The organism is Stenotrophomonas sp. TWI1149 (assembly GCF_039673155.1).
GTDB classification, from domain to species: domain Bacteria; phylum Pseudomonadota; class Gammaproteobacteria; order Xanthomonadales; family Xanthomonadaceae; genus Stenotrophomonas; species Stenotrophomonas maltophilia_AA.
Map to the genome: position 1 here is coordinate 46023 of NZ_JBDJLB010000016.1, position 12489 is coordinate 58511.

8 protein-coding genes are annotated in these 12489 nt (G+C 68.6%); 6 read left to right on the forward strand and 2 right to left on the reverse strand.

What is annotated here, in order from left to right:
- Positions 1 to 71: 71 nt before the first annotated feature.
- Positions 72 to 2135 (reverse strand): EAL domain-containing protein, encoded by a 2064-nt coding sequence (locus ABE424_RS17030; protein ID WP_346492043.1) that lies wholly within the window; start codon positions 2133 to 2135, stop codon positions 72 to 74.
- Positions 2136 to 2283: 148 nt separating this feature from the next.
- On the opposite strand from ABE424_RS17030, the gene radA reads away from it, so the two are divergent.
- From radA to ABE424_RS17045, 3 genes are all read left to right on the forward strand, one after another.
- The gene (radA, locus tag ABE424_RS17035; RefSeq protein WP_346490173.1) at positions 2284 to 3663 is read left to right on the forward strand and encodes a DNA repair protein RadA; all 1380 of its coding nucleotides are present in this window, start codon (positions 2284 to 2286) and stop codon (positions 3661 to 3663) included.
- A gap of 221 nt (positions 3664 to 3884) precedes the next feature.
- Positions 3885 to 5744 carry an ATP-binding protein gene (locus ABE424_RS17040; RefSeq protein WP_346490174.1) on the forward strand — a complete coding sequence of 620 codons (1860 nt, stop codon included), beginning with the start codon at positions 3885 to 3887 and terminating at the stop codon, positions 5742 to 5744.
- Positions 5745 to 5779: 35 nt separating this feature from the next.
- On the forward strand, positions 5780 to 8086 hold the full coding sequence (locus ABE424_RS17045; RefSeq protein WP_346492044.1) for a hypothetical protein: 2307 nt from the start codon (positions 5780 to 5782) through the stop codon (positions 8084 to 8086).
- A 76-nt stretch (positions 8087 to 8162) separates the two neighbouring features.
- On the opposite strand, the gene ccsA is transcribed toward ABE424_RS17045, so the two are convergent.
- Positions 8163 to 8957 (reverse strand): cytochrome c biogenesis protein CcsA, encoded by a 795-nt coding sequence (ccsA, locus tag ABE424_RS17050; RefSeq protein WP_346479572.1) that lies wholly within the window; start codon positions 8955 to 8957, stop codon positions 8163 to 8165.
- 130 nt (positions 8958 to 9087) lie between these two features.
- Here ccsA and ffh point away from each other — a divergent pair, with 130 nt between their 5' ends.
- The 3 genes from ffh (at position 9088) to ABE424_RS17065 (ending at position 12429) form a co-directional block, all read left to right on the forward strand.
- Positions 9088 to 10467 carry a signal recognition particle protein gene (gene ffh, locus ABE424_RS17055; RefSeq protein WP_019184491.1) on the forward strand — a complete coding sequence of 460 codons (1380 nt, stop codon included), beginning with the start codon at positions 9088 to 9090 and terminating at the stop codon, positions 10465 to 10467.
- Positions 10468 to 10543: 76 nt separating this feature from the next.
- Positions 10544 to 11620 carry a nitronate monooxygenase gene (locus ABE424_RS17060; RefSeq protein WP_346492045.1) on the forward strand — a complete coding sequence of 359 codons (1077 nt, stop codon included), beginning with the start codon at positions 10544 to 10546 and terminating at the stop codon, positions 11618 to 11620.
- Positions 11617 to 12429 carry an aminotransferase class IV family protein gene (locus ABE424_RS17065; protein WP_346492046.1) on the forward strand — a complete coding sequence of 271 codons (813 nt, stop codon included), beginning with the start codon at positions 11617 to 11619 and terminating at the stop codon, positions 12427 to 12429. The genes ABE424_RS17060 and ABE424_RS17065 overlap by 4 nt, the downstream gene beginning before the upstream one ends.
- Positions 12430 to 12489: the final 60 nt, after the last annotated feature.

A 12489-nucleotide genomic window follows, 5' to 3' on the forward strand; every position in this document is an offset into this window, starting at 1 on the left:
TTGCCACACGCAGAAAGGCCGCCCTCGGGCGGCCTTTCTGTTGGGCGGTGCGCTGGCGAAAGTGCCGCGTGCTATGCCGCCTTGGCCAGCCGCATGAACTCCACAGCATCGACCGGCCGCCCGAGGTGATACCCCTGCAGCTGATCGCAGCCCATGTCGCTCAGATACTGGCGCTGACCGGCGGTTTCCACGCCCTCGGCGACGATCTGCAGCTGCAGCGAGCGGCCCAGCGCGATGATCGAGGAGACGATCGCGGCGTCTTCCGCGTTGTCTTCCAGGTCGTGCACGAAGGCGCGGTCGATCTTCAGCTCGGTGGCCGGCATGCGCTTGAGGTAGAGCAGGCTGGAGTAGCCGGTGCCGAAATCATCGATGGAGATGTTCACGCCCATCGCGGTCAGTCCGTGCAGGATCAGCAGGCTGGCTTCCACGTCACGCATCGCGGTGGTCTCGGTGACCTCCAGGGTCAGCCGCTTCGGGTCCAGCCCATGCTTGTCCAGCGTGCGCTGCACGGTCTCAAGCAGCGTGCTGGAGCCGAACTGCAGCGGCGACAGATTCACCGCCATGGTCCAGTCCGGGTGCCCTGCATCGTGCCAGTGGCGCAGCTGCGCACAGGCCTGGTCGAGGACCCAGTCGCCGATGGAGAGGATCAATCCACTGCGCTCGGCGATCGGGATGAACGCATCCGGCGAGAGCAGGCCCAGCTCGGGGTGCTGCCAGCGCACCAGTGCTTCGGCGCCGATCAGCGACTTCCCGTTGGCCTGGAACTTGGGCTGGTAGTGCAGCACCAGCTCGCTGCGGCTGACTGCCTTGCGCAGCTCCTGCAGCAGTTTCAGCTGGCGGTTGGCGCTCACGTTGAGCGACTGGGTGAAGAAGGTATAGCCGTTCCGACCCGAGTCCTTGGTGTGGTACATCGCCGCATCGGCGTGCGCCATCAGGTCGCGCTCGGTGCTGGCATCGGCGGGGTACAGCGCGATGCCGAGGCTGGCGCTGACCTGCAGTTCCAGTGCGTCGATCTCGAAGGGCTCGGCCACGCTGGCGATGATGCGTTCGGCGACCACGGCCGCGTCTTCGGGATCCTCCACCTGGAACACGATGACGAACTCGTCCCCGCCCAGGCGTGCGAAGGTGTCCTGCGCGCGCAGCAGCGCGGTGATCCGTTCGCTGACCTGGATCAGCAGCTGGTCGCCGAGCTGATGGCCGTAGGCATCGTTGATCGCCTTGAATCCATCGAGGTCGCAGAACATCACCGCGAAGCTGAACTGCCGGCGCTGTGCCTTTTCGATGGCCTGTTCGATCCGGTCCTGCAGCAGCATGCGGTTGGGCAGCTGGGTCAGTGGGTCGTGCAGGGCGGCCTGCATCAGCTTTTCGTTGGCCTGGGCCAGCGAATCGGCGAGCAGGCCGGTGCGGGTACGCATCTGGCGATCGAACACCGAGGCGATCAATGCGATCCCCAGCGTGGCCAGCGTGGTGACGATCACCAGCACCGCCAGCCACTTGGTATCGATCCCCTGGCCGTACGCCGCGCCGCACAGCGCGCCTTCCGGGAAGGTGGCCGCCGCCATGCCGGTGTAGTGCATGCCGACGATCGCCAGGCCCATCACCAGCGAGGCCACGCCGCGCAGCAGGAACGGACGGCGCTGTTCCAGGCGCAGCCGGAACGCGATCCACAGCGCCGCACCGGCTGCGCCGATGGCGATCAGGATCGAGGCGGTGAACCACAGCGGGTCGTAGTCGATGCCCGGCTGCATCTCCAGTGCGGCCATGCCCAGGTAATGCATCGCCGCGATCCCCAGCCCCAGCAGCACCGCGCCGGCACACAACCGCGACCACGGCAGCTCCGCGCGCGAGACCAGCCACAGGGCATAGGCCGAGGCGCCGACCGACACCGCCAGCGAGTAGAGGGTGATCGCCAGGTCATAGCCGATCGGGATCGGCAGATCGAAGGCGAGCATGCCGATGAAGTGCATCGACCAGATGCCCAGGCCCATCGCGCCCGCGCCACCGGCCAGCCACCAGCGGGCGACCCGGCCACGGGTGCTGGCCAGGCGACCGGCCATGTCCAGGGCCGTATACGAGGCGAGGATGGCGACCAGCAGCGAGAACACGACAAGACTCTGGCTGTAGGTGCCGGTCATGGAGAAACCTGGAGAGATTGAAGGAGGGGCAGTGGCCCGCCGCAGTATCGGCACCGGGGCCGGAATCTTGAGCGCGTACGCCCGGCGTCTCGGTTGCTGCGACGCGGCTCGGCTATCCTGCCCCATCGATTCTGAAGCGGAAGTGGACATGGCCAAGCGACTCACCGCTTACGTCTGCAGTGAATGCGGCGCCGAATACAGCAAGTGGCAGGGCCAGTGCACCGAGTGCGGGGTCTGGAACACGCTCAGCGAGATCACGCTGGAAAGCGCCACGCCCGCCAAGTCCTCGCCGGCGTCGCGCCGTTCCGGCTGGGCCGGCAAGGTCGACGCGCCGAAGATCATGGCGCTCAAGGACGTGCAGCAGACCGAGCACCTGCGGGTGAGCACCGGCATCGGCGAGTTCGATCGCGTGCTGGGTGGTGGCCTGGTCGAAGGCGCGGTGGTGCTGGTCGGTGGCGATCCGGGCATCGGCAAGTCCACCCTGCTGCTGCAGGCGGTGGCGAAGATGGCCGCGACGCTGCCGGTGCTGTACATCACCGGCGAGGAGTCGCTCTCGCAGGTCGCCGGCCGCGCGGTGCGGCTGGATCTCCCGCTGGACAACGTCAATGCCCTGGCCGAAACCCAGGTCGAAGCGATCCTGCAACATGCCAGCGTGGCCAAGCCGCGGCTGATCGTGGCCGATTCGGTACAGACCCTGTGGACCGAATCGCTGACCGCGGCCCCCGGTTCGGTCAGCCAGGTGCGCGAGAGCGCGGCACGGCTGGTGCGCTTCGCCAAGGAGACCGGCACGGCCGTGTTCCTGGTCGGCCACGTGACCAAGGAGGGCGGCATCGCCGGCCCGCGCGTGCTCGAGCACATGGTCGATGCGGTGCTCTATTTCGAAGGTGAGAGCGGCAGCCGCTTCCGCCTGCTGCGCGCGTTCAAGAACCGCTTCGGCGCGGTCAACGAGCTCGGTGTGTTCGCGATGGGCGAGAAGGGGCTGAAGGAGGTCTCCAATCCCTCCGCGATCTTCCTGTCCGGTGGCAGCACCCAGCAGCCTGGCAGCTGCGTGATGGTCACCCGCGAGGGCACCCGTCCGCTGCTGGTGGAAGTGCAGGCGCTGGTGGATGCCTCGCCGCTGTCCAACCCGCGGCGGGTCGCGGTGGGCCTGGAGCAGAACCGGCTGGCGATGCTGCTGGCGGTGCTGCACCGCCACGGCGGGGTGCTGGTCGGCGACCAGGACGTGTTCGTCAACGTGGTCGGTGGCATCCGCGTGCAGGAGACCGCGGCCGATCTGCCGGTGCTGCTGGCGGTGTTGTCTTCGCTGCAGGACCGGCCGCTGGCCGAGAAGACGATCGCGTTCGGCGAGGTCGGCCTGTCCGGCGAGATCCGCCCGGTGCCCAACGGTGAGGACCGCCTGCGCGAAGCGGCCACGCACGGCTTCAAGCGCGCAATCGTGCCCAAGGCGAATGCGCCGAAGACCGGCAGCGTGAAGGGCATGGAGGTGATCGCGGTGGAGCGGCTGTCGGAGGCGATCGACGCGCTGTGAGTGGCAGGGCGCACAGCTGCAGTTCATCCGCCACCCAGTGAAGCAAGGGCACCCGGAGCTTTTACTGCCAAGGCTGCGGGCCTTCCCGGCGCGCAGCTGAGGGCCTCGATGACGGCGCCAGGACGCAGCCGCAATCACACAGGGCTGTGCTAGTTTTCCCGGCGCTTCCTCGCCCCGGCTCATTTCGACGCCGGGGCACGCACCCCGGAGAAAACGATTACATGGAAGAGACGACCCTCGACGCCGCCGGCGCCACTGAAATCCGTCGTGCCGGTGTCGATCTCAATGGGTTGATGACGGTTCTGGGCAAGCATCTGTATTCCACCCCGGTGGTCGCCCTGCGCGAACTGGTCCAGAACGCGCACGATTCCCTGGTTCGCCGCCGCCTTGAGCAACCCGACTGGGTCGAGCCGGGGCGTATCGAAGTGCATGGCGATGCCGGCAACGGCATCGTGCGCATCATCGATACCGGCGCGGGCCTGACCCAGCGCGAGATCCACGACTACCTGGCTACCGTGGGCGTGGGCTATACCCGCGGCCTGCGCCAGGCCGGTGAGGACGATGAAGGCCTGATCGGGATGTTCGGCCTGGGCTTCCTGTCCGCCTTCGTGCTGGCACGACGGGTGACGCTGCGCACCACGTCCTACCAGACCCCGACGCTGGGGCATTGCTATGTGTCCAGCAACGCCGAGCAGTACACCGTGTCGCCTATGCCGGCGCGTGCGGTCGGCACCGAAGTGCTGCTGGAGCTGCACGCGGACTTCCAGCACCTGGCCCAGGAAGCGCATCTGCGCGACATCCTCGGCCGCTACTGTGCGCTGCTGGGCGAACCGATCTACATCGGCCACGACGCGCAGCCGATCAACCCCGAGCCGCCGCCGTGGCGCCCCCGTGATGGCGTGGTGCTGCACCCGCTGCAGGCGCAGCGCCGCGCGGTGGAATTCGCCGCGCGCTTCGAGCGCAACTTCGAACCCATCTGCGCCGTGCCCGTGCGTGCCGCGCCCGGCAGCGATGGCGTGGGCCTGCTGTGGGTGCAGGACGGTGCCACCTATGGCACCAGCGACAACCGCAACCTGTCCGTGTTCGTGCGCGGCATGCTGCTTGACGACGACGCGCGCGACCTGCTGCCGCCGTGGGCCGGGTTCATCGGCGGGGTGATCGAGTCCAACCGCCTCACCCCCACTGCCAGCCGCGAAGACCTGCAGCGCGACGAGGCCTACCGCTCGGTCCAGCACGCGCTGGGCGAAGCCCTGATCGAAGGCCTGGCCGAAGTGGCGCGCCAGCAGCCGGAGGCATGGCGCCGGGTCCTGGCCCGCCACAACGAAGCGCTGCTCGGCGCGGCACTGTGCGATGAGCGCCTGTTCCAGCTTCTGATGGAGCATGTGCGCGTGCCGACCTCGCAGGGCGACATGAAAGCCAGCGAGCTGCCCTCACGTGGCGCGCTGCATGTGATCCTGGACAGCGGCGGCGGCTTCGAGGAAATGTTGTTCCGGGCGATGGGCGTTCCCGTCGCGCATGGCCATCGCTACGCCGTGGTGCCGTTCCTGCGGCGCTGGGCGCAGGCCAAGGGCATGCGCCTGGTCGAGCTGGGCACCGAGCAGGGCAATCGCGCGCTGTTCAAGGCCGGCAGCCTGCCCGAGGCCGACATCGCATGGCTTCAGCAGCACCTGGGCGATGGCGAGCAGCTGCTGCCTGCGCATTTCAGCCCGATCGAGCTGCCGGTGGTGGTGGTGCCCGACCGCGAAGCCGAACTCAAGCGCCGCCTCGAAGACGATGACAACGACAAGCGCGTCTCGATGGCGGCATTGCGGCTGGCGCGCCAGTTCACCGCGCGCATCGCCACGCGCGAGGTGTCGCGCCTGTACATCAACCTGGACAACCCCGCGGTACAGGCATTGCTGGCGGCGATGCGCAGCGGCAACCCGCAGGCCGAGGCCGCTGCGCGTCTGCTGCGTTCGCTGAAGATCATCGTCAGTGCGCAGGGGCGTGCACAGGATGCCGGCACCGGCAGCGGCGATCTCAACCGCGCATTCGCCGACATCGCCGTGGCTCTGCAGCAGATGCTGCAGGCGCCGCGCTGACTCTCCATTTCGACACAAGAGGACGTTGGGACCGCATGGATATCTGGAATTGGGTGGAAAAGCTGCAGGACGACCTGGGCGAAGCCGGGCAGCCGCAGAGCGCGCAGCTGCTGACGCGGCTCACCGACGACGTCTGCGAACTGCGCATGGACCGTGTCGATGCGCTGTTGCCCGAGGCGCGTGCGCTGGGCAAGACCCTGGGCAATCCTTGGCTGGACGTGTTTGTCGGCCACTGGGAAATGCGCAACCGGGTCGGCAACCGGGTTGAAGGCGAATCGGCACTGGGCGATGCGGTGGCGCTGTTCGAACGCGCGCATCGCGCCGATACGGCCGAATGCCCGCAGTCGATCTGCGTTACCCAGGACCTGGCCGCCTGCTACGGCAACATCGACGGTCCGGGCTGGGTGCCCGAGCGTGTGGAGGTGTGCGAAGAGACGCTGTCGCGGGTGGATCCGAGCTGGGCATGCTTCCAGTGCCTGAGCTGCGAGAAGGCCGACGCGCTGCTCGACGATGGCCGCGCCGACGAGGCGCTGACGTACCTGGACGTGCAGGCCGGCACCGTCCTGGCGCACGGTGGCACGGTGTACGACAGCTTCCCGGAAACGCGCATCAAGATCCTGCTCGCCAGCGGCCGCGCCGCCGAGGCGTTGGCACTGATCGAGCAGCGCGAAGGGGAGGTCGCTGCCGAAGGGAATTACGAACCCGCCAACTGCACTGTTCCGCGCAGGCTGTCCAAAGCCTGGGCGCTGGCACAGCTGGGCCGCGATGAAGAGGCGCTGGCCTCGCTGGTGCCGTTCGGCCAGTTGTCGCCGAACTACCGGCGCATGTGGGCGCACGTGGTCGCGCTGCTGGTGCGGGCGTCGCCGGAACGCAACAGCTGGGATCTGGGCAGCCGTCTCAACGCCACCCTGGCGCACTTTTCCGACGTCGGCGCGCACCGCTTCGTGATCGAGATCGCCGGGCTGTGCGTGGAGATGGCGCTGCAGCGCGGGGCAGGGTGGGTAGCACGTCGGCATCTGGCACTTGCCCGCCGCCATCTCGGCCAGTTGCGCCAGGACCGCGGCGCGGCCCAGCAGGTGGCGGACATGGCCGCGCGCATCGATGCCGCGCCGGCCGCGGCCGCACTCCCTGTGCCCGCCGCGGAACTGCTCGACTGGCTGGCCGCGCAGGGCGAGGCAAGCCAGTCGCGCGATCCCGAGCGCGAAGCGGAGTGGCTGCTGCAGGGCGTGGCAGAGCGGCCCGATGACGCCGCGCTGGTGGACACCGCCGCCTCGGCACTGAGCGCCTGTGGCGCTGAGGACGATGCCATCGCGCTGCTCTGGGCATTCGTGGAGCGGCATCCGGAAGAAGACGCCCAGCCCGCGTATTCGCTGATGCGGCTGTTGACCCAGCGCGGTGATGAAGCCGGGCTGCTACGCCTGGTCCGCCACTACGAGGTGACGGTGCCGGTATTCGCCCTCTGGTGCCAGGCGCAGCTGGCCCGGCGCCTGTCCGACTGGGCGGCACTGGAACAGGCGGTCACTGCGCTGCTGGCGCTGTCGCCAGGGTCGCACGGCGCACGTGGCATGCTTGCGTCCTCGTACCTGGTTTCCAAGCGCTTCGAGGAGGCCGCGCAGCACTACCGCCACCTCACCGAGGTACTGGAGGAGCCGCGCAGCGCGCATTGGGACCACATGACCGCCGCCAGCGCCGCGCGCGACTGGCCGGCGGTGCGCCACTCGGCCGCTGCCATCGGCATGGAACTGGAGAGCACGGACGGGCCGGTGGAGGAGAATTTCGGCTGGGTCATCATCCGCTGCATGGATGGCGGCGAGCCGATCGAGTACTACGCCCGCCGTACCGGACCGGTGACCGCGCGCATCATCGAGAATGCCCCGGCCAACCGCACCCAGCGGGTGGACGACTGGGTGGTCTTCGACGCCGAACTGGTACACCCGGCGCCGGAAGACGAGGCCGAGCGCGAGCACTTCATGCCGACCTATGCCGAGGTGCATACGCTGGAAGGTGGTGGCTACGCGGCAAGCTGGCTGATCGATGGCGTGGACCCGGGCGAGGCGGCGTGGAACGCTTTCACCGAGGCGGTCGAGGCGCGTGGCTGGAAGCTGTGGAAGCACAGTCGCGATGATTATCAGCTGACCGATCCGGACACCGAGGGCGGCCATCTGCCTGGCGTCCTGTTCACCCTTGCGCAGCCGCAGGACCAGCCACCGCTGGCACTGCACCGCTTCCTGGTGGAGGCCACCGCCGCGTGGACGCACCCGATGTGCTGGCTGCGCCTGGCAGAAGCCTGCAACCAGGACGCGCAGCGCCACCTGGAGGCCATCGAACGTTACGGTCTGTAAGCCCCGACGGGCCGCGTGCCGACCAACGATCGGCACGCGGTGCACGGGTAGGTGCCGACCGCTGGTCGGCACGCTTCTATCGGGTGCGCCCGAACACCAGCTCGATCACGAACTGGCTGCCGAAGAACGCCAGCAGCAGCAGCGCCATCGCGGTCAGGGTCCAGTGCACGGCCTTCGCACCGCGCCAGCCATAGCGACGGCGGCCGATCAGCAGGGTGCCGAACACGATCCAGGACAGGATGCTCAGCACCGTCTTGTGCACCAGCTTCTGGGCCAGCAGGTCATCGACGAACAGCACGCCGGTGACCAGGGTCAGCGTCAGCAGCGCGAAACCGACCGCGATCACCCGGAACAGCAGCGCTTCCAGATCAGCCAGCGGGGGCAGGGCGCGCAGCCACGGGCGGAAATCGCGGCGGCGCAGGGCGCGCTCCTGCAGCCACAGCATGATCGCCAGCAAGGCGGCCACGCTCAGCGTGGCATACGCAAGCAGGGCCATCCACGCATGCGTGGCCAGCTGCCAGCCCAGCGGCCGGCTCGGTGCATGGCCGTAGGCGTGATAGATCCACAGCACGGCCGCGGCCATCGGGAACACCAGGACCCCCAGCGCGGCCATGCGCCCGCGCGCGGCCACCAGCGAGGTCAGCCACGCCATGCCCAGGCCGACCAGCGACAGGGCAGCGAAGAAGTGCATGTCCGGGCCGCCGCTGGTGCGCATCGCCACCAGCACGTGATAGCCGCCGTGCAGCAGCATCGCCGGCAGCGCCGGCCACAGCCAGGCCGGCGAGGTCACCGCATCATCGCGGACGACCGCGCGCACCAGCAGGCCGGTGGCGGTCAGGTACAGCAGGGTCGCGATGAGAACGATTGTCATCGTGTCAGTTTCGCATACCCCCGGGGTGCTGGCGATGCCCGGCGGGCCGCAGGCAGGGCCGGTCCGGGAGTCCGGGCGGAACCGTTATACTGGCGGTCTCATTGTCTTTTGTTCTGAACAGGTCGCTTCCATGTTCGAGTCCCTGACCCAGCGCCTCTCCGGCACCATCGAGCGGCTGCGCGGCCGCGGTCGCCTGACCGAGGAAAACATCCGCGAGGCCACCCGAGAGGTCCGCATCGCGCTGCTCGAAGCCGACGTCGCGCTGCCCGTGGTGCAGGCGCTGGTCGAACGCATTAAGGTGCGCGCGGTCGGCCAGGAAGTGCTCAAGTCGCTGACCCCGGGCCAGGCGCTGATCAAGGTCGTGCGCGACGAGCTGACCGCGGTCATGGGCTCGGCCGCGTCGGACCTGAACCTCAACGTCCCGGCGCCGGCGATCATCCTGATGGCCGGCCTGCAGGGTGCGGGCAAGACCACCACGGTGGGCAAGCTGGCCAAGCACCTGAAGGAAAAGCGCAAGAAGAAGGTGATGGTGGTCTCGGCCGACGTCTACCGACCGGCCGCGATCGAGCAGCTCAAGACCCTGGCCGACCAGGTCGGCGTGCTGTTCTTCCCGTCCACCGCCGACCAGAAGCCGGAAGCCATCGTCCGCGCCGCGATCGATGACGCCCGCAAGTCGTTCGTCGACGTGCTGATCGTCGATACCGCCGGTCGCCTGGCCATCGACGAAGCGATGATGGCCGAGATCAAGGCGCTGCACGCCGCGGTCAACCCGGCCGAAACGCTGTTCGTGGTCGATGCCATGACCGGCCAGGATGCCGCCAACACCGCCAAGGCCTTCGGCGATGCTCTGCCGCTGACCGGCGTGGTGCTGACCAAGACCGACGGTGACGCCCGTGGCGGTGCCGCGCTGAGCGTGCGCTACATCACCGGCAAGCCGATCAAGTTCGTCGGCGTGAGCGAAAAGCCGGACGGTCTGGATGTGTTCCACCCCGACCGTATCGCCAGCCGCATCCTGGACATGGGCGACGTGCTGTCGCTGGTGGAGCAGGTCGAGCAGCAGGTCGACAAGGACAAGGCGCAGAAACTGGCCGAGAAGGTCGCCAAGGGCAAGAAGTTCGATCTGAACGACATGCGCGACCAGCTCGAGCAGATGCAGAACATGGGCGGCATCGGCGGCCTGATGGACAAGCTGCCGGGCCTGGGCCAGATCCCCGAGCACCTCAAGCAGCAGGTCAGCCAGGGCAAGGAAGTGCCGCGCATGATCGCGATCATCAACTCGATGACCAAGAAAGAGCGCCGCAACCCGGGCCTGCTCAACGGCTCGCGCCGCGCCCGCATCGCGCGTGGTTCCGGCCTGACCCCGGCCGACGTCAACAAGCTCATGAAGCAGTTCCAGCAGATGGAAAAGATGATGAGCAAGATGGCCGGCGGCGGCATGAAGGGCATGATGCGCAGCATGAAGGGGATGATGGGCGCCATGGGCGGCCGCGGCGGCATGCCGTTCCGCTGAGTCCTGCGCGCGTGCATTCCGGGCAGGGACGGTGCGGCGTATGCTGGCACCGTCTCCTTCCACAGGTGCGCCGCGCGTGAATGGTTCCCCGCTTCTCGAACGCGCCGACAGCTTCTGTCGGCGTTTTTCATTGCAGGCTCCGATCCTGCTGGCGCCGATGGCCGGCGCCTGCCCGGTGCCGCTGTCGGCCGCGCTGGCCAACGCCGGCAGCATGGGCGCGATGGGTGCGGTGTTGTCGCAGCCGCAGGACATCGTGGCGTGGATGACCGATTTCCGCGCGCAGTCCACCGGCCCGGCGCAGGTCAATGTCTGGATTCCGGATCCGCTGCCGTCGCGCGATGCCGATGCCGAAGCCGCGACACGCCGCTTCCTGGCGCAGTGGGGTCCGGAGGTGCCGGCCAGTGCCGCCGATGCCGGACCGGCCGATTTCGATGCGCAGTTCGATGCCCTGATCCAGGCGCGCCCGGCGGTGGCCTCGTCCATCATGGGGGTGTTCACCGCGGCACAGGTCCAGCGCCTGAAAGACGTGGGCATCGCCTGGATCGCCTGCGCCACCACGTTGTCTGAAGCGCTGGCCGCGCAATCCGCCGGCGCCGATGCGGTGGTCGCACAGGGCTTCGAAGCCGGCGGCCACCGTGGCGCGTTCGATCCGGAGGCGGCCGAGCGCCAGCTGGTCGGGCTGTTCGCGCTGCTGCCGCGGCTGGCCGACCACCTGGAGATCCCGGTCATCGCTGCCGGTGGCATCGCCGACGGTCGTGGCATCGCGGCGGCACTGACGCTGGGCGCGAGTGCGGTGCAGGTCGGCACGGCCTTCCTGCGCACCCCGGAGTGCGGCTTGAATCCGGCGTGGTCGCAGGCGCTGGCCGAGGCCGAGCCGGAAGACACCTGGCCGACGCGCGCCTTCAGTGGCCGCCTCGGGCGTGGTCTGGCGACGGCGTATGTCCGCGCGGCCGCCGCAGTCGAGGCGCCGACGCCGCGACCTTATCCGGTGCAGCGTGGGCTTACCGCGCCGATGCGCGCGCAGGCGGGCCGGGACAACAACGTCGATGCAATGCAGGCCTGGGCCGGGCAGTCCGCGTGGATGGCCCCGGCACGCCCGGCGGCAGAGGTGCTGCGGCAGATGTGGTCCGATGCGAAGGCGCTGCTCGGATGACGCTCTACTGCAATGGCCGCGCCGCCAGCGCCGATGATCTTGCCGGTGCACTCACCAACTACGGCCATTTCACTTCGCTGCAGGTGCGCGAAGGCGCGGTGCAGGGCCTGGATCTGCATCTGCAGCGCCTGCAGGCGGGCACGCGTGAACTGTTCGGCAGCGCGCTGGATCCGCGGCAGGTGCGGGCCTGGATGCACGACGCGCTGCAGGCCGAAGGTGCGGTCGATGCCTCGCTGCGGGTGACCGTGTTTTCGCGGCAGTTCGATTTCCGGCGGCCGCTGCAGCCCGTCGCCGTGGATGTGCTGGTGGCTGTCGCGCCGCCGGTCGATCTGCCGGCGATAGCGCGGCGACTGCGGACGGTCCGCTATCAGCGCGAGCTGCCGCATGTGAAGCATGTCGGCACGTTCGCGCTGTTCCAGCATCGCCGGGAGGCGTTGCAGGCAGGCGTGGATGACGCGCTGTTCGTCGGCGACGACGGCCTTGTCAGCGAAGGCAGCACCTGGAACATCGCGTTCGCCTCGGGCAGCACGCTGGTCTGGCCGCAGGCGCCGGCCCTGCGCGGCACCCACGAGCGTCTGCTGCAGGCGGGGTGGGGCGGTGATCAGCAGGTACGGCCGGTCGTACTGGCGGACCTGCCCGGATTCGATGCCTCCATCGCCTGCAACGCGGCCGGCCTCTGGCCGATCGCGGCGATCGATGGGGTCGTGCTGGCGAACTCTGAAGCGCTGTGCGCCAAGGCCCGGCAGGTGCTGGGGGCAGCGCCTTGGCAGCCGCTGGTGGCAGCGCCCTGGCAGCCGCTGGTGGCCTGAGCCGCCGGATCTGCAGGCCCTGTTCAGCTTTCCCGGTCTTCACAGGCTTGGAATGACCGG